This window comes from Sandaracinobacter neustonicus (genome assembly GCF_006385875.1).
Classification (GTDB): domain Bacteria; phylum Pseudomonadota; class Alphaproteobacteria; order Sphingomonadales; family Sphingomonadaceae; genus Sandaracinobacteroides; species Sandaracinobacteroides neustonicus.
This window is the reverse complement of sequence record NZ_VFSU01000020.1, coordinates 1-24,184: the sequence shown is the minus strand read 5'-3', so window position 1 is coordinate 24,184 and position 24,184 is coordinate 1. Positions and strand designations below refer to the sequence as shown.

The following is a 24,184-nucleotide window of genomic DNA, read 5'->3' as shown; positions in this document are numbered from 1 at the left end:
TTGGCCCCACCCTCACGGATGGGGCCGATTGCGCCATGGCTCTCTATCAGAAGGCGATGGTGAGCCTTGCCATGCCGGAGTGGGAGGTGAAGTCCTTGCCCAGTTCCGGTGCATACTGGATCGAGAACGCCACGTTGGAGGAGCCGATGAGGTCGGCGCCGATGGCGAACCGGCCCAGTGTGCCCGGCCCGGCAGTGTTCAGGTCGAAGCTGTCGCCCTGCGGTTGCTCGGCGAACCGGGCCGTGGTCGTCCAGTTGCGGCTGTTGCCGAACTCCACCGCGCCGCTGGCGAAGGGCCGCAGCGACACCTTTTCGGACAGCGCGACTTTCGTGCCAACCTCCAGACCGGCCACCCCGATCAGCGCCGTGTCGGACTGCTTCTCGACAGCCAGCCGGAACGGAGAGGCGCCGTCCTCTGTGAACGCCTTGTTGGAGACGCGGATGGCATGGCCTTCCACGAACGGCCGCACGAACGTGCTGCCGCCATCCAGCAGGTTGTACGCCGCCCGCACATGTCCGCCGATCTGCGATTGCTCCGGCTTTGCGGTCGCCTCCTCCGAGATACCGCCCAGTTCGATCGTCCGGCGGGACTTGTACCAACCCCAGGCCATGTCGATCCCGGCCGATAGTTCAAACCGCTCAGGCGCATAGAGCAGGCCCAAGCCCGCCACCAGCGCGTCACCCTTGATGCGGGCATCGCCGTCGCGGAAGGTCGAGTTCTCGTAGGCCAGCGACCCGGTCAGCGCGAGCGTATCGGAGAACGGCACCTGTCCGCCCATCTGCATCGCCCAGGCATCCGCCTTGTAGCCCAGCATATCCGCACCGGCCTTCTGCGTGGTGGTGTTGCCCAGCACCCGCGCCCAGCCGCAGCGGTCGGCCGACTTGCCCTGGAACTGCAACTCGTTGCAGCCGCCGTACAGGTTGGCCGCAAACGTCCGGCTGCTGTTGAAGCGGAACGAACCGAACGACCCCAGCACCTTGCCGGAGATTGCCCCCAGCGCCGACTTGTAGCTGGCGTCATCCGCCACCGACAGCAGGCGGGTGAAAGCCTTGTCGGCGGTCGCTCCACCGTCGAACAGCGATTGCAGGCTACCGGCGACAGACTTCTCGTTGGCGCCGAACGAAGCCGCCTTCCGAGTAAACAGCGCCTTGGGCGTCACCGTCAGCACCTTACCGTCGGTCTGCAGATCATAATCATAGAGATGAGAGCTGGCCGCAGTCTTGATCATCGGGTCCAGCGTCAGCGTGCCGGTCGCGCTCACCAGGGTCAGCGGCGCCCTGCGCATGCTGCGGGCGGTCACGGTGATGGTGTCGCCAACCTGCGCATCGCCGTTCACCACCAGCTGGTCCCCGTTGCCGCCGACGAAGTCCGCGTCGAACACCAGCTTGCCGCCGCCGCCGTAGGGGCCGCCGATCGTCAGCGTGGAACCTACCACGCCGGTCTTGCCGACGTTGATTACGCCGGTGTTGGTGACGCCGCATGCTCCCACCAGCACGCTATTGCCGTCGTTGAACGTGCCGGCGTTGGTGAAGCAGCCCTGGCCGCCGTCGGCAGTCAGGAACACATCCCCGCTCAGTGTCGCACCGGCGTTGTTGAACACCTTGGTGTAGCCCGCGCTGCTGTAGATGGCGACGGCGTTGCGCACCGATCCATATGTCAGGATCTGCCCGTTGTTGGTCACCGTGTTCACGATCGGGGTGCTAGGGTCGCTCGACAGCGGCTGACCGGTGCCGCCATGGTTGATGTAGATGGCCGCGGTCTGCCCGAAATCCCCTGTTTCGTTGCTGTCGGTGCCCGCGGAGATCAAGCCCGTCGAGCCGACGGTGATGTTGATCGCCGCATTGGAGCTGTTGTCCCCCTGGCCCTGGGCCATGATGCCCGCCGAGCCCACGCCGGTCGCGGAAACGGCGCCATCGATGGTCACGTCGATCGTGCCCGCCTGGCCTCTGCCGCCGGCCGTGCCGATATAGGCGCCGGCATCGGTGGTGATGCGGCCGCCGCCGCCGCCGATGGATTGCAGGAACATCGCCGGCGCGTTCCGGCCTTTGGTGCCGACGGTTGCGCCCTGCGCCACCACGACCTGGACATTCCCTCCGTCGCCGGTGAAGCGGTCGGAAAGACCCGCGAAGCCGAGCAGCAGGTTCGAGGCGCTGGTGTGCCCGGCAAGCCCTCCGCCGCCGCCGATCGACTGGGCGACGATCCCGATCGCACCGTCGCCCTTGGTGGCGATGTCGTCGCCGACATTCACATACAATCCCGAATTGCCGCTGCCGTCATGGTTGGCGCTGCCGGTGCGGCTGCCCGATCCGAAGAAGTCGTCGACGGTTTGGCCGAGCGGCTTGCCGCCGAGCTGGACACCGCCGCCGCCGCCGATCGACTGGGCGAGGATGCCATAGCTGTTGTCGCCCGTGGTGGCGATGGCGCCGCCCTTCTGCGTGGTGACGTTCACCTGGCCGCCCAGCGCATTGGCGCCGCCGCTTGCGGCGCTTCCGCCGAAGGAGAAGGCGACGGTATAGTCGGTGCCCTTGGCGCTGGCGCTGCCGCCGGCCCCTTCCAGGTTGGTCGCCAGCGTCTTCAGGATGCCGCCGCCGCCGCCGATCGACTGGGCGACGATGCCGATCGAATCGTGCGCCGCCGTGTCGATGAGGCCGCTGCTCGTCACTTTCACCTGTTCGGCATTCTGGTCTCCGCCACCGTTGCCGCCCAGCGAAAGGGCCAGGCTGTTGAGCGCGCCGTCGTTGGTGTTCTCGCCTGAATTCTTGTTGGCGCTGCTGACGGTAGCGGCCGATGCACCGCCCACGCCGCCTCCGCCGGCGATCGATTCCGCGACGATGCCCGCGGAAAGAGCGCCCTTGGTGTAGATGGTCCCGGTGTGGACCACCGTCACCTGGCCTCCATAGCCGCTGGCGCCGCCCGATCCGCCGACGGAAACCGCGCCGGATGCCTTGCCGTCGTCGGTCGTGGCGGTGCTGGCGGCACCGCCCTTGCCGCCGCCGCCGCCGATCGCCTGCGCCAGGATTGCGTCGGCATGATGGCCAAGCGTCGCGATCTCGCCGTCGTTGTTGACGACGACCGCCCCGGCGCTGCCCCCGGCGCCGCCGGTGCCTCCGAGCGCTACGGACAAATGGATCTTCGTGGAATCATTGTCGTCGTCGGTCTCGCCCTTCGATTGGGAGAGGTCGTCGAGATCGTCCGCCGGATCGTCATCCGCCACCGCGCCGACGTTGCTGCCCGTGTTGAGCAGGCTGTGCAGGGCGTTCACCGCGCCGTTCAGCCCGGCATAGGCCGCCAGGCCGCCAATCCCGTTGCTGTCGAAGCCGCTGGCCATGATGGCGAAGCTGTTCTGCGTGCCCTGGGCGTCGCCGTTGCCGCCATCGCCGGTCGATTTCTTGGTGCCCAGGCTGGTGCCGGCCTTGCCGGCCGCGCCGCCGCCGCCGCCAATCGACTGCGCGATGATGCCGTTGGCATCGCCGCCGAAGGTGACGATCGAGGAACCGGCCTTGTTGTTCACCGTGGTGAACGTCTGCTGATTATGGTTGCTGTCATTGTGAGAGGTGCTGCCGCCTTCACCGCCGTTGCCGCCGATGGACAAGTCCATCGTGATGTCGCCCTGGGCCGATGCCGCGCCGCCGCCGGCCCGCCCGCCGCCGCCGCCGATCGACTGCGCGCCGATCCCGAAGGCCGAGTCCCCCAACGTAATGATCGAGCCGCTGTTGGTGGCCGTCGTCGAATAGCCGTCGCCGCCCTTGTCGCCGGGGCCCCCGGCGCCCATCGACAGGGTGAGCGAGAGCTGTTTGCCGTTTGCGCTGCCCTTGGCGTCGCCGGCGCCGCCGATGCCACCGCCGCCGCCGATCGACTGCACCAGCATGCCGTCCGCCGATTCCCCGGTGGTCAGTATCAGGCCCGTGTTGGTGATCTCGGCGGTGCCGCCGGCACCGCCGCCGCCGCCCCGGCCGCCGAACGCGGCAGTGGCCGAGAAGTTGAGCTGCCCCCCGGAGGCCGTGGCCGACGAACTGGCGTCGCCGCCCGCGCCGCCGCCGCCGCCGACCGACTGGCCGAGGATGCCGACCGAACCCGCGCCGATTGTCGAGATGAACCCGGAGTTGAGCAGCGTCACATCGCTGGCGGAACCGCCGGTTCCGCCCTTGCCGCCCATCGCCATGGAGAGCGAAAGGCCGCCATAATCGCTGGGCGCATAGGTTTTGGATGTGGCGGTCGAAGCACCGCCGATACCGCCGCCGCCGCCGACCGACTGGCCGATGATTCCATAGCTGTCCGCGCCCAGGGTGGTGATGCGGGCTTCGTTTGTGGCATTCGTTCCGTCCACGAGCCCGACGGTGGAGCCGTCGCCCCCGGCGCCGCCGTTCCCGCCGACTGCGATAGCGGCCCCATAGAAGGCATTGTAGGAGGTGCTGTAGGCGGCGCCCCCCATGCCGCCGCCGCCGCCTATGGACTGGATCAGGATGCCGTGGCTGTGAACGTTGTTGGTCTCGATCACCGAGCCGGCACGCAGGCGGGCCGCCGCCGCCCCGCCATCGCCGCCACCGCCGCCGGTGCCGCCGATGGTCATCTGCACTTCGGTACCGGTGCCCTTGGCGTCGCCGCCCTTGCCGCCGCCGCCGCCGATCGATTGCGCGGCGATGCCGTCGGAGTTGTAGCCGTAGGTGCGGATGTCGGCCAGCACGTCCACTTTCACGGCATCTCCGGCTACAGGGCCGCTGCTGCCGCCGTCGCCGCCGCTGCCGCCCACCGCGAACCAACCGTTTTCATCGGAACCGGCACCGCCGCCACCGCCGATCGACTGCGCCAGAATGGCGGGCGCTAGGTTGAAGTCGTCGTTGTTGACCGCGCCGTCGCCGGAATGGATCGTGGCTCGCGAAGCGCCATCCGCCATCTGCACGGAAACCGAACCGGCCGATCCGCCCTGTGCGCCCGAACCGCCGTTGGGACCGACGACGAAGTGGGAGGCGGAGCCGCCGTTGCCGCCGTTGCCGCCCAGGGACTGAACGAGCAGCCCCGGCGATAGATAGCCCGCGACATTCTCGATGGTGCCGCCATGCAGGACCACGACGACATCGTCGGCATTGCCGCCGATGCCACCCTTGCCGCCGGAGCCGCTGTGTTCGCCGCCGGTTCCACCATCGCCGCCCTGCGACAGCACGCGCAGGCCGGCATCGCCGCTCTGGAAGGTCTGCATCGTCGTGCCGTCCTCGACTTCGACATAGACGCTGTTGCCATTGCCCGCCTGGCCGCCGGCCCCGCCCTGCGAGCCGTCGCCGGCTTCGCCGCCGCCGCCCTTGCCGCCGTCGCCGCCCCTGCTGTAGATGACGACGCCGCCCGACATGCCGATGAACGTGCCGTTGAGGTGCAGGTTGATGTCGCCGGAATCGCCGCCCTTGCCGCCGTCGGGTCCGTTGGGGTCCTGGCCGGCGGACCAGCCGCGGCCGTCGCCCCCCGCTCCGCCTTGCGACTGGATGAGGATCGCGCGCGCATAGGGGGCGTCGGCCGGCTTGTCCTCCCAGGGGAAAGTTCCCGCGACGGTGCCGTGGATATGGCCGCTGTCGCCGCCCTGGCCGCTGGTGCCTGGCCCGGCATTGAAGCCATAGGCTCCGCCGCCGCCCTGCCCGCCCACGGTGATGAGCTGGAGGGCGGTGCTGGTGCCGGTCACCAGGCCCTGCACCTCTGTGCTCAGGTTGATGTCGATATTGCCGGCATTGCCGCCCCGGCCACCGTTGCCGCCGCTCTGGCCGCCGAAAATGCCCTGGTCGTGGCCGTCCGCGCCACGCGCGCCCTCGCCACCCCACAAGTGGATCAGGAACGGGCTGTTCACATCGGAATCCCACCACTGGATCGGGTTTAGATAGGTGAAGCCGAAATCGTTGATGTCCTCACCCGGCCCACCGGGTTGTCCCGAGCCTGGGGCATCCGAACCGGTGGCGCCGACGTAGATGTTCTGGCACGGGTTCTGGTTCAAGCAGTTGTTGATGGGCTCCGCCGACGCGGGCACGGCCTGCAAGGCGAGATGGATCGCCAAAGTGGCCATGCAGCTGCTGGACAGCAGCGCCCGGCGGATGCTGGTCTGGGACGATGTGGAATTGCTGGTCATCGAAAATCTCCTCATCGGGACAAAGTTCGGGCTTCGCCCGGAGCGGCCTGCTCCGGGCGTCGGACATGGTGAAAATCGGTTTGTCGAAAGGCCTCGGGACGGGGGCCGCCCGTCACCTCAAGGCCGTCAGTCCTGTCTGGTCTGGTCGTCGTTCATGCTGCACCCCTTCAGCGGACATGCCGACCCCTCGCCACGTCCAATCAAATTCAGACCATGTTTGCCAATAAACAGCAAACATAACGCCGCTCTTTGACTGGGATCAATCTGGCCTAACTTCTCTAAAGTGGTCGGTGGAGGCCTGTCATGGCCCACCTTTCCCCCTTTGCCATCTCGATCGCCAGTGGCGCTTGCGTTGTTTGTTGGCCCCATGTAGGTTCAACATCAAACAGAATCGCCCTTGCGTTTGATCGCAATGCATCGGATAGCCAAACAATGTCAACACAAATATCCAAACAAATTGGCGAGGCAAACTGGCTGCCCGAAATTTCGGGCTCGGGGCCGATCTATCTGCAGCTCGCCAACGCAATCGCCCGAGCAATCCGGCTGGGCCATCTGAAGCCCGGCGATCGGCTGCCAACCCAGCGGGAAATGGCCGAAGCGCTGGATATCGATCTGACAACCGTAAACCGCGCAGTCGCCGAGGCGCAGCGCATGGATCTCATCAGCAGCGAGGGGCGGCGCGGCAGCTTCGTGAAAGACGCTCCGACCGTACCGTCGACACTGTTGTTTCGGGACGATGAGGTGCGCGGCTTTAGTAGGGAGATGGATCCCGGGGAACTCGCCGGGATCGAGCTGTCCGGGCTGAGCGTACCCCCTTTGCCCGCCAATGCCATTCTTCGGTCCGCTGTGGCAGAAGGTCTCGCAAAGCTGTTCGCCGGCGACAATGGCGCTTCGCTTCAATATCAGCCGGTGGGCGGCGGGGCGCATGATCGCGCCGTCCGCGCCACGGTGATGAACCGGACAATGCCGACGCAGCCCGATCAGATCGTCATCACGCCCGGCGCGCAGAGCGCCATTCACGCGATCTGCCATTCCGTGCTGAAGCCCGGCGACGTCGTCGCCTGCGGCCGATACGCCTATACGGGCTTTCTTCGCGTGGCGCGCCAGATCGGCGTGCGCATCCTCCCTGTCGAGATCGACGAAGAGGGCTTGGTGCCGGATTCGATCGAACAGATCGCGCGCGCGCATCCGCTGAAGCTGCTGTTCTTGACCCCGTTCAACGACAATCCCACCACGGCGACCATGGGCATAACGCGCGTGGATGAGATTGCGCGCTTGGCAGAACTGCATGACTTTCAGATGCTGGAATCGGCTCCTTATGGTGGCCTCAATGGTTTCCGATCGCCGGCCGTTTCGGCGCGCGTGCCAACTCGCAGCTGGTATGTGCTGACCATCGCGAAGTCCTTCACACCAGCGCTTCGGGTGGGCTTTTTGCGCGCGCCCTCCGTGCAAGCGGCGTTCGGCGTTATCTCGGCCATGCAGCAGAACGCTGCGATGGCCTCACCCCTGGACGTGGCGTTGGATACGCAATGGTTGCTGGACGGCACTCTGATGCAGATGGGCGCCGCACTGGCGGCGGAATCCACCGAACGTCAGTTGATCGCGCGAGAGATTCTGGGCGACGGGATCTTTCGCTCCTGCCCTGCAGGCTATCATCTGTGGATTCCACGCCCGGATGCGGATTCGCAGAATGCAGCTTCACTCGCTCTTTTGGCCGGACTGCCGGTCGTGCCTGCCACGATCTTCGCCGTTGAACCAACAGGGCGCGAGCAATCCCTGAGGATATCACTGGGAGGCGCCAGATCGCGCGACAAGCTCGCCGCCGACCTCAGCCGGCTGAAGGCCTGGCTTATGCAAAGCCTTTGACCACGCCGGCAAATGTCCCTACTTGAATTATGTAGCTCCAAGAGCTATAGGAATGGAACATCGAATGTCAGTGCTTCTGACCAAGAGTTTCGCACGATTTGCCCGCAAAGCGGGCTTGACAGGCGAGGCGCTGGTCGAAGCGGCCTCTGCGGTAGAAGCTGGACGAGCCGATGCCGATCTGGGCAGCGGCGTGTTCAAACAGCGCGTCGCGCGAGAGGGTGGCGGGAAGTCCGGTGGGTATCGGACGATCATATTGTTCAAGGCTGGCGGGCATAGCTTCTTTGCCCATGGTTTTGCCAAGAATGAGAAGGCCAACATCAGCGTGAAGGAACTGAAAGCACTGAAGCAGTTGGCGGCGCTCTACCTAGGTTACTCCGCCAATGAAATCGGCGCTGCCATCAACGGAGGCGCACTAATAGAGGTAATGGACGATGGTCGCGAAAACGAGGAACAAGCGAGCCGCCAGCCCGATCCTGGCGTCGGTATATGAAGCAACTGCCGACCTCCACAAGCTCGGGCTCGTCGACAAGTCGACAATGCGCGAATTCGATGCACTTTGCCTGACGCCAGTCGAGCCGCTGTCTCCGGGCGAGATTCGTGCGTTGCGAGAACGTGAGCATGTGTCCCAACCGGTATTCGCGCATTATCTCAACGTGCGGAAGGATGCGGTAAGCAAGTGGGAACGCGGCGAAAAGAAGCCGGATGGCCCGTCGCTCAAGCTACTCAATCTTGTTCGCGCGAAGGGGCTGTTGGCCATCGCGTAAACAGGCCAAGCACGGAAGCGAAGACCGCCACATTTGTTCGCATTCAAGTAGGCGTGTGAGAGGCCAATTCGACTTTGGGGACTACTGACCGATGGACCTCGATCGCTACAACGACGCCGCTTCGACGGAGGTGCATTGGTACCTCGATCAGCTGTTGAAGGAAGGGGTCGATGGAGTGTGGCGTTCCGGGATCATGCTCGGCGCTGTCGGAATCAACAACATTCTTACCCAGCGAGGAAACGAGATCAGCGAGTTTATGTCTCTGCCACCCAGCCAGCGCACAAAACGGCTTGCGAAAATCACGGACAGTATCGATCGGCACGGCTTCCTGATCGCAGCCACCTATAACATTCGATGTGGGGTCGCCTGGCTCGATATCGCCTGCCGTTACGGAGTTTCGGCAGGCTACAATCCGCAACCCCGTTTTCTTCTCGGTCAAGCGTCTACCGCCGCACGCGAGTTGTTCGATGCTTTTCCGACATTATGGCCGTTCGACGACTATCCTGACCCTTTCGGGCCGGGCGAACCTTAATATTCGCCCGCCCGCCGTTCGTATGCCAAGAGGGACTCTGGGCAGCTTTCCTCAGTTTCAGTTCGCGAATGGGCACCAGCGGCGTAGCAAATCGGCTATGCAGCCGTCATCAATTGTCATCTATCGAGCCTTGCTGGCCCGATCAGCTTCTGCACTCTTTCCGCAGTCTGGTCAGCCGCCAGAACCAACGCTTGATCAAGGTGGACATATCTCTGGGTGACGCCTTGCCCCGCATGACCAAGCAATCCGCGGATCGTCAGCTCCGAGAAGTTCAGGTCGCCGGCCACGCTCGCGAACGTATGCCGGAGCGTGTGTGGCGTGATGTTGCTGAGACCAGCCCGCGCACAGACCCGTTCCAGCACGCGGACAACACCAATGAAGTGGCCTTCCCCGATATCGGCTGGAAACAGCCAATTGCCATGTGACTGCCGGGCCTGTTGGTCGATAGCTTCAGCGCGGCCTTCCCGATTGGCCGAACCTGCGGCCCCGTCTTGGTATCCGGAAACGTCACACTCGCAGGCTTGCGCGAGACCCAGTCCTTCTGCAGCCCAAGCACCTCCATGCGCCGGAATCCTGTCAGCAGCATCAACTCGATAGCCGCAAGACCAGTCGGGTTCTCACCATCGACCGCCGCCGCGCGCATCGCCTTCCCCAGTTTGCGGATCTCTCCCTCCGACAAGCGTTTTTTCATGGAGTTCGACGCAATCAGCCGTGCACCCGCCGCCGGATTGCGATCGATCAGTCCCAACCGATGGGCATGTCCGAAGATCGCCCGCAGTGTTGCCACCGATCGCGCCGCAACACCACTGCCGCCGGTCGTCTGACCACCGCGTCCCGCACGACGGCCCGGCTGTTGACCAGATGCGATCTTTGCCTGAAGGCCTTCGATGTCCTGCAGTGTCAGATGCTCAACCAGGCGGCGGCCCAGATGGGGCTTGATGTGCAGAGTGATCCGGCTTGCATCCATATCCAGGGTGGATGCCTTCAATGGTCGACGCCGTCGTCCTAGCAAACGACCCGCCCGTGCCTCTTCCAGGTACCAGTCACAGATCTGGGCCACTGACGGCGCCTCCCGGGCCGCGTGCCGATCCGCCGAGGGATCCACCCCGCGCGCGACTTCACCCAGCCGCTCGCGAGCCATGCTCCGCGCCTGCTCCGCCGTCAGCCTGCCATGCTGGCCGAGCACCAGTCGTCGGGTCCGGTACTCCTGATTGCGATACTGGACGATATAGCTCGCCACCCCCGACGGCTTTATCCGCACACCGAACCCGCGCAATTCGCTGTCCCAGAGGAATTTGTCAGAGACGGTATGCGGTTTAAGCGATTCCACGCTTCTTTTGGTGATCTTTCCCATATACATCAACTCCTTGACCTATTTCCCGCTTCCCCGGATCGGCAGGCGGAGGCCGGGGAAGCAGGGGGGAAGCAGCAGAATGCTTGCTGCGGGACAGGAGAAGCGTATGATGTCGCAGATTGAGTGCAAGAATAGTCGAACATTGATATAGACTTAGCGCGTTATGGCGTGCAAATAGATGCCTTGGCGTAAACCCGCAAATCGCGTTCGTAATGATGGGGTCAGGTGTTCGAGTCACCTAAGCGGCACCACAGCCTTGTGAGGGCGTCCAGTCTCAGCAACCAGAACGGAATTCCGCCCTTTGCCAGCCATCGTTGATCCCCGGCGGCATCTGGGTTGCCTGCTGCTCTCCATTGCCGCCCTCCACGCCCCCGCTGAGGCTGCCGATGCCTCCGGCGATATCGTCGTCACCGCGCAGCGGCGGGCGCAGAAACTGCAGGATGTGCCGATCTCCATGACGGCGCTGGACAGCATACGGCTGGCCGATCAGGCGATCCTCAATCTGGACCGGCTGGGGGCCAATGTGCCCAATTTGCACCTGTCGCGGAATTTCGGCACCTCGTCCGGCGCGCTGGTGTTCATGCGCGGGGTGGGCGAAGGCGATTCGATCTTCACCAACGATCCGCCCGTCGGCATCTATCTGGACGATGTGCTGCTGCCACGCTCCACCGGCGCGCTGCTGGACCTGATCGATATCGAGCGGATCGAGGTGCTGCGCGGGCCGCAGGGCACGCTCTATGGCCGCAACACCAGCGGCGGGGCGATCAAGCTGATCACGAAACGCCCCGAATTCGATGCCATCGGCGGCGCGGCGGACATTGCGCTGGGCAACTATGGCCGCTTCGATGCGCGCGCCACGCTGAACCTGCCGCTGGCTGAGACCGTGGCGCTGCGCGTCTCCGCCCTCTCGCGCGATCAGCGTGGGTGGGGGCACAACCTCACCAATGGCATGCGGGTGAACAATCAGGATGTGAAGGCGGGCCGCGCCGCGCTGCTGTGGGAACCGGATTCCCGCCTCAGCCTGTTCGCCACCGCAGACATCAGCCTCGATCGCTCCGGCCCGCGCTTCCCGCAGGGCTTCCGCGCCAACCCGGATGTGACCGGCCGCTATACCAATGAGTTCAACACGCCGGACGGCAGTATCGACAATTTCCGCTCCGCCGATACGAACCCGCTGAACCGTACTGAAACCGGGGGCGCATCGCTCAGGATCGATTACCGGCTGGAGGGGCTGACGCTGTCGTCGATCAGCGGCTATCGCGCGCTCACGTCGCGCATCGGCTTCGATCAGACGGCGAATGCGCCGGGTGTCGGGTCCAATGTGATCCTGCTGCAGGATCAGAAGCAGCACAGCCTCAGCCAGGAACTGCAGCTGACGGGCACGGCGCTGAACGGCCGCGCGGATTTTGTGGCCGGTCTGTTCTATTTCCAAGAGCGCAACGATCAGCTGACCGCCGTCAGTTTCGCCACCCCCATCGGCACAGCGGACGCGCGCTTCCGCAACAATGATTTCTTCAACGCCCCCTCCCGCGCGGCCAGCGGAGTGGGCACATGGTCCCCCTATCGCCCGCAACTGGCGACAGACAGCTGGTCCGCCTATGCCTCGGCCACGGTGAAAGCCGGGCCGCGCGCCTCGCTCACCGCCGGGCTGCGCGCCACCAGCGAGCGCAAGCGCTACGATGTTGAGTTCCTCTCCGCGCCGGACACGGTGCTGATCCTCAGCGACGGCAGCCGCGCCGAACGCAGCATCGCCCAAAGCTGGCAGGATCTGTCCCCCCGCTTCGCGGCGGACTATCGGCTGGATGGCAAAGGTTGGAGCGCGCTTGCCTATGCCTCCGTTTCGAAAGGCTTCCGAAGCGGCAGTTTCGATGGCCGCGCGCGCAACATCGATTTCGCGCTGAACCGGCAGCAGGCCATCGCGCCGGAAAGCGTCTGGTCATACGAGGCCGGAATCAAATCAGACTGGTTGGCGAACCGGCTGCGGCTGAACATCGATTATTTCATCAACGATTATAAAAATATCGCCTTCTCCGCCTCCCGCGTGGGGGAAGGGCCGCCGGAAATCTTCCGGCAGAATGTGGGCGATGCGCGCATTCAGGGCCTTGAAGCCGAACTGAACGCAGAGCCCCTGCCTGGCTTCATTCTGGGCGGCTGGATCGCCACCCTGAACGATCGCTTCACCCGGCTGAAATCCAGCCCCGGCTGCACCGCCTTCGTGGCGAACGAACGCGATCTGGACCTGCGCTTCACCCCGTCGTTCAGCTATCAGGCCCGCGCCAGCGTCGAGCAACGGCTGGGGCCGGGGCAATTGCGCATCGGCGGCGACTACAGCGCGGCTTCCTCTTACAACATCGCTCTGTGCAACGAGCCGCAGCATTTCGTGCCGAATTCCGGCATCGCCAACGCGCAAATCCGCTACGAATTCGGCGACTGGGCCGTCACGCTTTCGGCCACCAACCTGTTCGATCACCGTTACAATAGCGGCAGCGTGGGCAGCGTCGGCTATCCCACCGAGCCACGGCAGTTGCTGGTGCAGGGGCGGGTTCGATTTTAGCCGGGCGGGCGAGTGAACGAAGGGGCTCTGCCCCTTCACCCCGGCAGGGGCGTGACGCCCCTGCACCCCCGACGTTTTAGCCCCTCCTCCTTTAGGGGAGGGGTTGGGGTGGGGGCTAACCGCTTGGCGCGAGGGTGGGGGTTATAGCCTGCGGCGCTTTGAGGGCTGCCCACCCACCTCTCCACTCGTCGCCCCGGACTATCCGGGGTCCAGCTTTCCACTCACAACTTTGCCGAAGACCAGCTGGACCCCGGATCAAGTCCGGGGTGACGGTTGTGGTTCGGGGGAGGTTGGTGGGTTTCTCAGGGGCCTTCGACAAGCTCAGGCTGAGCGGGTGGAGAGGTCAGCGGATCAGGCCCGGCGTTGCTCCCCTCTCTCCAACTCTCTCCCCAGCGGGGAGGGAGAGCCACGTAGCGCCGCAGGCAATCGAATCTGATCACACACACGGCGCTGGAGTTGGGGCGCAACGCAAATGTAGAGGGTGCAGGGAAATCATTTCCCTGCCCGCCGGAGGCAAAAAAACCGCAGGCCGGGTTCCAAGGGCAGAGCCCATGGCAGCGCGGCGTGAAACTCCGGCAACCGCCCCCGCTACCGCCGCACAATCAACCGATGCGTCCCCGGCGCAAGCGGGATTTCGACTGCCCCGCCGGAGAGCGGCAGCGGTGTGCCGTTCAGCTCCGCGCCGGGGAGGGTGCCGCCGGTGGCGCGGCTGATTTGGATATCGATGTCTGCACCTTCCAGTTGCACGCGCAGCTTCACTTCGGGCCATTCGGGCGGCAGCACCGGGTTCAGTTGCAGCCGGTCTCCGCGCCGGGTCAGGCCCAGCAGGCCTTCCAGCCCGGCGCGGAACATCCAGCCTGCGGCACCGGTATACCATGTCCAGCCGCCGCGGCCGTCGTGCGGGGGCACGGAATAGACGTCTGCGGCGACAACATAGGGTTCCACGCGATAGTGGCTGGCCTGTTCGGGCGTGAGGGCGTGGTTTACCGGGTTCAGGATGCGGAACAGTTCGGCGGCTTTCGCGCCGTCTCCGGCGCGGGCGGCGGCCATGATCGTCCACATGGCGGCGTGGCTGTATTGCCCGCCGTTTTCGCGCAGGCCCGGCGGGTAGCTGCGGATATAGCCCGGATCATGGCCGGCATCTTCCGGGCCTTTTGAGAATGGCGGCGTGAACAGCTTCACGATGCCCGCGGCACGGTCCACCAGATGCCGGTCCACGGATCGCATCGCCTGCGCGGCGCGTGCCGGGTCTGCCGCGCCGGACAGCAGCGACCATGTCTGGGCGATGCTGTCGATCCGGCATTCCTCGCCTTGCGCGGTGCCCAGCCATGTGCCGTCGTCGTAGGTGGCGCGGCGATACCATTCGCCGTCCCATGCGTGGGTTTCGATCGCCGCACGGATGCTGTCTGCCTTCGCGCGCCAGTGGGCGGCGCGGGCGGGTTCGCGGGCGTCTGCATGGGGGGCGAAGCGGTTGATGGCGTGGATCAGGTGCCAGCCGAGCCACACGCTCATGCCTTTGCCATGCTCGCCCACGCGGTTCATGCCGTCGTTCCAGTCGCCGCCGCCGATGAGGGGGATGCCCAGATCGCCCAGCAATTCGCAGCTCTGATCCAGCGCGCGGGCGCAATGTTCGAACAGGCTGGCGGTGTCGGTGCTGGTGGTCGGCTGGTAGAAGGCGTCATGCTCGCCGGGTGCCAGTTCCCGGCCTTCGAGGAAGGGAATCTGCGTATCGAGGATGGCGGTGTCGCCGGTGGTGTCCACATAATCTGCGACGGAAAGCGCGAGCCAGCCGCGATCATCGGAGATGCGGGTGCGCACGCCGCGCCCGGATTCGGGCAGCCACCAATGCTGCACATCGCCTTCGCGGAACTGGCGGCCCGCCGCGCGCAGCAAATGCGGGCGGACGAGGTCCGGGCGGCTGAACAGCAAGGCCCCGCCGTCCTGCAACTGGTCGCGGAAGCCATAGGCGCCGCTCGCCTGATAGAAGCCAGCGCGGCCCCAGATCCGGCCGGAGAGAATCTGGTAGGGCAGCCAGCCGTTCAGCAGCAGATCGAAGGCGCGATCCGGCGTTTCCACCTGCACCGCGCCCAGCGTGCGCTGCCACCACGCGTGCGTGTCCGCCAGCGCGGCATCCAGATCGGCGTCGCGCCACTGGCGGATCAGCGCGCGGGCACCTTCCCTGTCGGCAGCCTGCCCGATGATCCAGACGATCTCGCGCGCTTCACCTGCGGCCAGCGTAAGTTCGGCCTGCAAGGCAGCGCAAGGGTCCAGCCCGGCCCCGCAGGCAGGGGCAGGCCATTTGCCCGAAACGAGCGCGGCCGGGCGGGAGAGCGAGCCGCCCCGGCCAAGGAAGGCGGCACGGTCGCAGGTCCAGTGTTGCTGGCAACCGTCCATGTCGGCGAAGGCGATGCGGCTGCCGGTTTCCGGATCGAACGGGTTGCGCACGAACAGCGCGCCGGTTTCGCCGTCATGCTCCGTCACCAGCCGTGCGGCGGTCTTGGAGCGCGCCTGCCCCAGCACCCATTCGGCGTAGCCCGTCACGCTGAGCGTGCGCTGTGCTGCACCCATGTTGCGCAGCGTCAGCCGGGTGATGCGCACGGGCGAGTCCAGCGGCACATGCACCAGCAGGTCTGCCTCTATGCTGTGCGCGGCGGTGTGGATGCGGCTGGTGCCGAAGCCGTGGCGGACGATGCGGGTGCCATCCGCGCCTGCAGGCAGTGCGGTGGGGGTCCAGAACTGGCCGCTGTCCTCGTCGCGGATGTAGAGCGCGTCGCCCGGCGGGTCGGCGACGGTGTCGTTGGACCATGGCGTCAGCTGGTTCTCGCGCGCGTTGCCGGACCAGATCGCGCCCAGGCTGTCGGCCGAGACATGGCAGCCGAACTCCGGGTTGGCGATCACGTTGATCCATGGCGCGGGTGTGGTGCTGCCCGCTTCCAGCACCATCGCATATTCGCGGCCGCCCGCGTGGAAGCCGCCAAAGCCGTTCCAATAGTCCAGCGCGTCCGGCCGGGGCAGCGCGCCATCTGCGGCGCGGCCGGGGCGGGGCTGGCGCGGGGGCGTGGCCATCGGTTCCTGCGCGGCGGGAGGTGGCGTTTCCGTGCGGCGCAACTGGCGGCGCAGCGGCCCGCGCTGTGCCAGTATTTCCGCGCGGGAGAGCGCGCGCAGCGTGTCGATCTGCGGGGGCTGCATCAGGTCCGCGCGGAGCGTGAACACATCGCCGCGCACCCCGGCGGGTGCAGGCCGGTTGCGCACATTGCGCACGGCATCGTCGATGGCGACCTGCAAATCCTGAATATAAGAGGCGCTGCGGTCGTTCAGGATCACCAGATCGAATGCCAGCTGCCGCCCGCGCAGATATTCGAACGCCCGCAACAGCCCCTGCACCACGCCCAGATCGCGGGCATCGTCGATGCGCAGCAACAGGATCGGCAGATCGCCGGAGATGCCGTGCACCCACAGGCTGGATTGCGGGCCGGAGGCCGCCGCCACCAGCGCGGGCGGCGGGGCGAAGCGGCCGCCGGGCGAAATCAGGTGCGCCGCCAGCCGCTGGAAATCGGCGGCGTCGCCAGGATCGATGCCGAGGAAGCGCCGCTCGATCTGCGCCTGTGTCCAGCTGCCAATATGCGCGCGATCAAAGGCGGCGGCGTCGCGGTGGCGGTCGATCGCATCCAGCAGCGCCTCGCGAGAGGGTGCCGCGATGGTCCAGAAGGCGACGCGCGCGGTTTTTCCCGGCGGCACCTTCAAGGGGCAGCGCAGCGCGAACAGCGGATCGAGCACGGTGCCCGCATGGCCTTCCAGCGCGCGGGTCGCGCCCAGCGGATTTTCGCTGCTGTGGCCGCGCCCCATGAAGGCGGAGCGATCCGTCTCCCAGCTGAGCGGCCCGGCGGCCTCGCCTTCCAGCACCGCCAGATGCGCGGCCCAGATCGGCGCTTCATCGCTGCCGCGCGGGCGGCGGCGGGCGATCAGGATGCTGCCGTCCAACACCTCGGTTTCCACGAACATGCGCGCGAAGGCGGGATGGGCGAGATCGGTGGCGGGCGGGGCGAGCGCCAGCTCCACGCAACTCGTCACATCCACCTCGTGCGTTTCGCGGCCGGAATTGGCGATGGAGACGCGGCGCACCTCTGCGTCATCCTCTGGCGAGACCAGCACTTCCGTCGTGGTGGTCAGCATGCCGTCGCGGCGGTGGAATTCGGCGCGGCCTTCGGCGAACAGCGCGCCATACTCCTCGGGCGCGCCGCCGAACGGGGCCTGCGTGGCAGACCAGAGCGCTTTCGTCCGCCGGTCTGCCAGATAAATCCAGTGGCCGTATCCCGCCACCACCGGATCCTCGCGCCAGCGGTTGATCGCCATGCCGTTCCAGCGGCTGCTGCCCGCGCCATCCGCGCCCAGCATCACCGAATAGCGGCCATTGGAAAGGAGATGCACGGCAACCGGCGCTTCCGGCCGCGCGCCATAGCTGCGCATGGCCCCGGCATCCGCCACCCGGTCTGTCGCGGCGACGGCGACTTCCTCGGCGCGGGGGGTGAAGGTGCCCACGCCGCGCGGCGGGCGTTCGTGCAGCAGCAGTTCGGCGGCGCGGATCATCGGCTCGGCATGGAAGGCGTCGCGCAGGCGGCCGCCATCCAGCACATTGGCGATGGCCAGCAGCAGCATCGCCTGATGGTGCGCCATATAGGTGCGCACGATCACATGGCTGCGGCCATCCGGCACCCGCGCCGGGGTGAAATCCAGCGCTTCGTAAAAGCCGAATTCGCCGCGCGCGCCCATGCCTTCCAGCGTGGAGAGATTGGCGAGCGCGGCCTTCGCATCCACCATGGCGGCAAGACCGCTGGCATAAGGCGCGATCACCAGATTTTCCGAAAGCCCCCGCTTCAGCCCCAGCCCCGGCACGCCGAAATTGGTATATTGGTAGGTCATCTCCCGGTCGCGCGCATTGTAGGCGGATTCGGAAATGCCCCATGGCACGCCGGCCTCTGCCGCATAATCGCGCTGGCGGCGCACGGCGTAGCGGTTGGACACCTCCAGCAGGCTGCCGTCCGCCGCGCGCATCACCAGGCTGGGCATCAGATATTCGAACATCGAGCCGGACCAACTGATCAGCACAGCCGCCGGGCCGATGGGGGTGGCGCTGCGGCCCAGCCGCCCCCAATGTTTGGCGGGAAGGTCTCCCTTGGCGATGCAGAACAGGCTGGCCAGCCGCGCTTCGGAGGCGAGCAGATCGTAGCAGCCTTCGTCGCGGCGATTGTCATGTTCGGACCAGCCGATGGAGAGCAGCTGCCGCTCCGGATCAACGAGGAAGCGGAAATCCATCGCCATGGCGAAGCCGCGCGCCCGGTCCGCGATACGGCGCACCCGGCCGCGCGTTTCCGGCTCGCGCCAATGTTCCAGCAGATTGGCGAGCGCCAGCAGGTGCCCGGCCAGATTGCCGCTGTCGACAGCAGAGACATAGGGCGGATCGAGCACGCGCAGATCGCGCGTGTCATACCAGTTGTAGAAATGCCCACGCGTGCGGGACATGCGATCGAAGGTGTCCAGCGTCGCTTCCAGCCGGGCCAGCGCCTCGTGCAGGTCGCACCAGCCGAAGTTGCGCGCCGTCGCCACGCACAGCAAATACAGCCCCATGTTGGTGGGCGAGGTGCGCCCGGCGACCACCGGCTGCGGGTCTTCCTGAAAATTGTCGGGCGGCAGATTGTTGTGCTCTGTGGTCACATGCGTGCGGAAGAAATGCCATGTCTGGCGGGCGATAGCTTCCAGCGCGTCTTTCTGCTGGCGATCGAGATCGGGCGCGGTGGCGACGGCGCGCGGGCGGCTGATCATGGAGGCGATGGCGGGTGCCGCCAGCCACAGGATCGCGAAGGGCAGCAGCAGCGGCAGCACCTGCGGTTGCAGCCACAGCGCCAGCGCCCCGAAGCCCGCCACCAGCGCTAGCGACGGCCACATGAAGCGCACGAATTGCGGCACCGACGGGTGCGGTGAGGCGCTGGCCTGCGCCGCCGTCGTCCATTCCAGCAAATGGCGTTTGGTGATGAACAGCCGGATCAGCGTGCGCAGGATGGCATCCACCATGCGCCATGCCTGATCGGCCAGCGTGGTGAACTGCAGCCCCAGCGTGCCGAACGCGTTGGCGATATCCGTGAGCACCGCGCCCAGATGCGCCCTGAGCGAGACATTGCGGCCGCGCGGGGCCAGCAGCAAAGACGGGATGGGGATGAAGGGCGGGATCGCCACCACCAGCAGCACCGCCAGCGTGAACAATATGCCGCTGGGCCATGGCAGGAACCAGGCCGCCACCAGCGCCGCGAAGATGGCGGGCGCCACCAGAGAGCGGCGCAGATTGTCCAGCATCTTCACCCGCCCCGTCCACGGCAGTTCCTGCGCTTCAGAGAGGGGGGAGCTCAGAATCCACGGCAGCAGCTGCCAGTCTCCGCGCACCCAGCGGTGCTGCCGGCGCATGGCGGCGTCGTAGCGGACGGGGAAATCCTCCACCACTTCCACGTCGGAAATCAGCCCGGCGCGGGCGAAGGTGCCTTCGAACAGATCGTGGCTGAGCATGCGGTTTTCCGGCACCCGCCCCGCCAGAGAGGCCATGAAGGCGTCGATCTCGTAAATGCCCTTGCCGGTGAAGCTGCCCTCCCCGATCAGATCCTGATAGAGATCGGAAGCTGCCGCCGCATAAGGGTCGATCCCGGCCGGGCCGCCCGCCAGCGTTTCAAAGCGGGAGCGCCCGCGCCGCACCGGCAGGCCGATTGTCACGCGCGGCTGCATGATGCCATAGCCCGCCACCACCCGGCGGCGCGCGCCATCGAAGCGGGGGCGGTTCAGCGGATGCCCCATCTTGCCGATCATCCGCTTCACCGTGCCCATCGGCAGGCGGGTGTCGGCGTCCAGCGTGATGACAAACCGCACGTCCGGCGGCAGGCGGGGCAGCTGGCCGTTGGGGCCGGTGTAGCTGGTGTCGTTTGCGCCGCGCAGCAGCCGGTTCAGCTCGTGCAGCTTGCCGCGCTTGCGCTCCCACCCCATCCAGCAGCCTTCGGTGGCGTTCCACTGCCGCTCGCGATGGAGGAACAGGAAGCGGGGCGCGCCGCCCGGCACCGGGTGACGCATGTTCAGTTCCGCCACCCGCGCCCGCGCGCCGGAGAGGATATCCTCTTCGCCCGGCAGATGCTGGTCTGCCGCATCGGGGAAATCCGAGAGAAGCGCATAATGGACATTGGCTTCGCGGTTGGCGAGGTGATGCACTTCCAGATCGGAAATCGCCTCTGCCACGGCCGCTTCGCCGCCCAGCAGCACCGGCACGACCAGCAGGGTGCGCAACTCGTCCGGCACGCCCTCTTTCAGTTCCAGCGCCGGGATCAGCGCGGGCGGCAGCAGCCGCGCCAGCATCCGGTTCATCAGCGCCGTCGCTGTTTCCAGCGAGAGGATGATCGACACCCCCAGCAGGATCAGCCCCAGCCATTGCGGGAACTCCACATTCGTCAGCGTGGAGAGCGGCAGCAGGCTGATCAGCCCGCCCAGCAGCATCACCAGCCCCACATAGAGCGGCACGCCGCCCTGCCTGAGCCGCCGGGCGATGCGCGTGCCCACCGGCGGCACGAAGCCGATATCCGCCTCCAGCAGCGGCCGCCCTGCCCCCACCAGCAGCACGCCCGGATCCTGATCCACCCGGTTGTCGCTGGGCTGGCGGCGGGCAAGCGCCAGCGCGCGGGCGGCGATCACCTCCTCGGAATAGGCGGAGCCGCGCGACAGTTCCTCCAGATTGTTGCGGTAGAGGTTGCGCGAGGGGAAATCCATGTCCCCGAAATTGCTGCCCGCGCGCAGCACGGCGTCGGCCCGGCTCAGCGCCTCCACCATCTCGCCCCAGTCCACCTCGGCCAGATCGCGCATCGCCATGATCACGTTGCGGGTGGAGGCGGTGGAAGCGATGAGCGCCTGTTGCGCCTGCTGGTCCAGCATGGCGAGACTGTCTCCGCGCGCAGCCACGCGGGAGTCCAGCCAGCGCCGCGCCATCTCGCTGCGCGGGTCCACATCGCGGAGGCGAAAGGCGAGCTGGCTGATGAAGGCGGCTGACGCGCCCGGCGGAATCGCCGCCAGCAGCGCCAGCGCGTCGGAATCGCCCTCCGCAGACAGCAGCTTGTCCGCCAGTTCGTCCGCGCGCTGCCGATCCTCCTGATCATGGATCGAAAGGTCCGCCAGCCGGTGTAGATTTTCCACCAGCACCAGTTGCAGGCAGATGGCGAGCGCCCACAGCTCGCCGATGGTGAGCGCCTCCACCCGCTGATAGGCGGCGACGAAGCGGCGTAGCCGCTCCTCATGGAACAGGCTGTCGCTGTGGGCGATATAGGCCCATGCCACGCCGAACACGCGCGGCAGCCCGGCCAGCGGGCCATCGGCCAGCTTGGGCAATTGCAGGTAGAAATCCGCCGGCAGATCGTCGCGAATCTTGCGGATCTGCTTTTCGACGATGTGGTAATTGTCGATCAGCCATTCCGCCGCCGGGGCGATGGGCCGCTTGCGCTCCACCGCGAGCGCGGTTTCCACATAGATATGCTTCAGCGCAGCGGCATTTTCCTGCAACCGCACCAGCAACTGGCGGGAGCGGATCGCGCGCGGCAGCAATTGCTGCGCCACCGCCAATGATCGGCCATGCACCTCCAGCCGTTCATCGCTGAACAGTTCGGATCGGATCGGTGCCGGGTCGCTCCACACGGCTGCGAAACCGGCACCCGGCCGGGCCGGTTGAAGCCGTTCCACAAGCGGGAGAAGGCGATCAGAGAGCGACACCCCCTATTGCTACCGCAGATTCGCCCATTGTCACCCGCCTGATTGTTCGCAGGTGCAAAATAATCACGCGACATGGGCCATGCCGACAGTTCTGCTTTCAGCCTGCATAGCAGCCGCATCGCAAGCGGCACTTCCACTGGCGGACGATCCATCGCATAGGGCCCCTCGCGAAAATGCCAGCGGATTGCTTGCTTTTCTGCGAACGCTTCGCAATAGCTTATTCCTGACCCACAGACGCCGTGCACCTGCCCGCACGTAGAGACCGCCCGATGAAAGACATGTCATGAGTGACCGCGCCGCCACCTCCCTTGCCCCGTCCGCCGTGTGGACGCTGGAAGAGGTGCGCTCCGTCCGCCACTGGAACGAGCATCTGTTCAGCTTCTCGATCAGCCGCCCGGCCGCGCTGCGCTTCCGCTCCGGCGAGTTCGTGATGCTGGGCCTTGAAGTGGAAGGCCGCCCGCTGCTGCGCGCCTATTCCATCGCCAGCCCTTCCTATGCGGACGAACTGGAGTTCCTGTCGATCAAGGTGGCCGACGGCAAGCTGACCTCGCGTCTGCAACTGATCCAGCCCGGAGACCAGATCGTGCTGGGCCGCAAGCCCACCGGCACGCTGGTGGCCGACGCGCTGCTGCCGGGCAAGCGGCTGTTCATGCTCTCCACCGGCACCGGCCTCGCCCCGTTCCTCAGCCTCGCGCGCGATCCGGACATCTATCAGGCCTATGATCAGATTCTGCTGGTGCATTGCGTGCGCACCGTGTCCGACCTTGCCTTCCGCGACGAACTGGAAAGTCATTTCGCCGACGATCCGCTGGTGCGCGACGAGGCGCTGTTGCAATTCCGCTACCTGCCCACCGTCACGCGCGAACCGTTCCACACCAGCGGCCGCATCGGCGCGCTGATCGACAACGGCCGCCTGTTCCGCGACCTGACGGACAGTTCCACGCAGTTCGATCCCGAAAACGACCGCATCATGATGTGCGGCAGCATGTCGATGATCAAGGAACTGAAAGAGCGGTTCGAAGGGCTGGGCTTCATCGAAGGCTCCCGCAACGTGCCCGGCACCTATGTGATCGAGCGGGCGTTCGCCGAATAAGGGCTGTTGTTGAGGGGGCTATGGTCCGAGGCGCTTTGGTGTCTGCCCCCCCACCTCTCCTCACGTCACCCCGGACTTGATCCGGGGTCCAGCTTTCCACCCGGAACGTTGGAAAAGAACAAGCTGGACCCCGGATCAAGTCCGGGGTGACGGTTGTGGGTGTGGGGAGGTCGGTGGGTTTGCTCTGGGGCCTTCGACAAGCTCAGGCTGAGCGGGTGGAGAGGTTGGTGGATCAGGCCCGGCGGTGACACCCCCTCTGCAGCTCTCCCCCTTTCAGGGGGAGAGGGCTTCGTAGCGCCGCAGGCAATCGAATCTGATCACTCGCACGGTGCTGGAGTTTTGGCGCAACGCGAATTTCGAGGGTGCAGGGAAATCATTTCCCTGCCCGCGCGGCGCGCAAAAAACCCTACCCCCCCCGCTAAGGCCGCCGCAGCAGCGCCACCGTTCCGTGCCCGCCATCCGCGCACACTGACACGATGGCAAGCGAGCCGGACGGTTTCGCCCACAGTTCCTTCACCGCTTGGGAGAGGTCTCGGGCGCCGGTGGCAGCGAAGGGGTGGCCGATGGCGACTGACCCGCCGTTGGGGTTGACGCGGTCCCATGGGAAGGGGCCGAAATCGCTGCTCAACCCCACGCGGTCGCGGATCCAGTCCGGCTTTTCCAGTGCAGCGACGTTGGCGAGCACTTGCGCGGCGAAGGCTTCGTGGATTTCCCACAGGGCGATGTCGGCGTAGCGCAGTTTGTGGCGGCTGAGCAGGCGAGGGATGGCGAAGCTGGGGGCCATCAGCAGCCCGTCGACATGATGGTCCACGGCGGCGATTTCGAAATCCAGCAGTTCGGCGTGGGCGGTGTCCGCCGTCAGCACCAATGGCACAGATTTGAGGTTGTGATTTAAGGAGGGTTGGGGCTTCGTCGTAGTGACGAAGGAACGAAGATGAAGGCCCAACCCTCCTTGAAAAAATCGCCGACCAAGGCCCCTGCTGAGCGGGTGGTGAAGGACATTCGGCGGCAGACGCGTCGCCATTTCTCGGCGGAGGACAAGATCCGCATCGTGCTCGATGGGCTACGCGGCGAGGACAGCATTGCCGAGCTGTGCCGCAAGGAAGGCATCGCGCAGAGCCTGTACTACAC

12 protein-coding genes are annotated in these 24,184 nt (G+C 66.0%); 7 read left to right on the top strand and 5 right to left on the bottom strand.

Going from position 1 to position 24,184, the window contains the following annotated elements:
- Positions 1-46 precede the first annotated feature (46 nt).
- Positions 47-6,106: an autotransporter outer membrane beta-barrel domain-containing protein gene (locus tag FJQ54_RS07315; protein ID WP_140927767.1), complete on the bottom strand. Its 6,060-nt coding sequence runs from the start codon at positions 6,104-6,106 to the stop codon at positions 47-49.
- 303 nt (positions 6,107-6,409) lie between these two features.
- On the opposite strand from FJQ54_RS07315, the gene FJQ54_RS07310 reads away from it, so the two are divergent.
- From FJQ54_RS07310 to FJQ54_RS07295, 4 genes are all read left to right on the top strand, one after another.
- Positions 6,410-7,972: an aminotransferase-like domain-containing protein gene (locus FJQ54_RS07310; RefSeq protein ID WP_140927766.1), complete on the top strand. Its 1,563-nt coding sequence runs from the start codon at positions 6,410-6,412 to the stop codon at positions 7,970-7,972.
- A 64-nt stretch (positions 7,973-8,036) separates the two neighbouring features.
- Entirely contained in the window at positions 8,037-8,462 is a 426-nt protein-coding gene (locus tag FJQ54_RS07305) for a type II toxin-antitoxin system RelE/ParE family toxin (protein ID WP_140927765.1), read from the top strand.
- Positions 8,404-8,736 (top strand): helix-turn-helix domain-containing protein, encoded by a 333-nt coding sequence (locus tag FJQ54_RS07300; RefSeq protein ID WP_140927764.1) that lies wholly within the window; start codon positions 8,404-8,406, stop codon positions 8,734-8,736. The genes FJQ54_RS07305 and FJQ54_RS07300 overlap by 59 nt, the downstream gene beginning before the upstream one ends.
- A 91-nt stretch (positions 8,737-8,827) precedes the next feature.
- The gene (locus FJQ54_RS07295) at positions 8,828-9,268 is read left to right on the top strand and encodes a hypothetical protein (RefSeq protein ID WP_140927763.1); all 441 of its coding nucleotides are present in this window, start codon (positions 8,828-8,830) and stop codon (positions 9,266-9,268) included.
- A 116-nt stretch (positions 9,269-9,384) separates the two neighbouring features.
- On the opposite strand, the gene FJQ54_RS17770 is transcribed toward FJQ54_RS07295, so the two are convergent.
- Positions 9,385-9,630, bottom strand: coding sequence for a tyrosine-type recombinase/integrase (locus FJQ54_RS17770; RefSeq protein ID WP_235890353.1), 246 nt, complete (start codon positions 9,628-9,630; stop codon positions 9,385-9,387).
- Positions 9,540-10,622 carry a tyrosine-type recombinase/integrase gene (locus tag FJQ54_RS07290; RefSeq protein ID WP_235890352.1) on the bottom strand — a complete coding sequence of 361 codons (1,083 nt, stop codon included), beginning with the start codon at positions 10,620-10,622 and terminating at the stop codon, positions 9,540-9,542. Before FJQ54_RS07290 ends, FJQ54_RS17770 begins: the two co-directional genes overlap by 91 nt.
- Before the next feature lie 301 nt (positions 10,623-10,923).
- Here FJQ54_RS07290 and FJQ54_RS07285 point away from each other — a divergent pair, with 301 nt between their 5' ends.
- Positions 10,924-13,176, top strand: coding sequence for a TonB-dependent receptor (locus FJQ54_RS07285; protein WP_140927762.1), 2,253 nt, complete (start codon positions 10,924-10,926; stop codon positions 13,174-13,176).
- A 588-nt stretch (positions 13,177-13,764) separates the two neighbouring features.
- Here the strand turns inward: FJQ54_RS07285 and FJQ54_RS07280 are convergent.
- On the bottom strand, positions 13,765-21,885 hold the full coding sequence (locus FJQ54_RS07280; protein ID WP_207790389.1) for a GH36-type glycosyl hydrolase domain-containing protein: 8,121 nt from the start codon (positions 21,883-21,885) through the stop codon (positions 13,765-13,767).
- Between the two features lie 358 nt (positions 21,886-22,243).
- On the opposite strand from FJQ54_RS07280, the gene FJQ54_RS07275 reads away from it, so the two are divergent.
- The gene (locus FJQ54_RS07275; protein ID WP_140927760.1) at positions 22,244-23,053 is read left to right on the top strand and encodes a ferredoxin--NADP reductase; all 810 of its coding nucleotides are present in this window, start codon (positions 22,244-22,246) and stop codon (positions 23,051-23,053) included.
- A gap of 418 nt (positions 23,054-23,471) precedes the next feature.
- On the opposite strand, the gene FJQ54_RS07270 is transcribed toward FJQ54_RS07275, so the two are convergent.
- Positions 23,472-23,927: a hypothetical protein gene (locus FJQ54_RS07270; protein ID WP_235890351.1), complete on the bottom strand. Its 456-nt coding sequence runs from the start codon at positions 23,925-23,927 to the stop codon at positions 23,472-23,474.
- 60 nt (positions 23,928-23,987) lie between these two features.
- On the opposite strand from FJQ54_RS07270, the gene FJQ54_RS07265 reads away from it, so the two are divergent.
- Positions 23,988-24,184, top strand: a 197-nt coding sequence (locus FJQ54_RS07265; RefSeq protein WP_140927758.1) for a transposase, incomplete at its 3' end; no start/stop codon positions are given.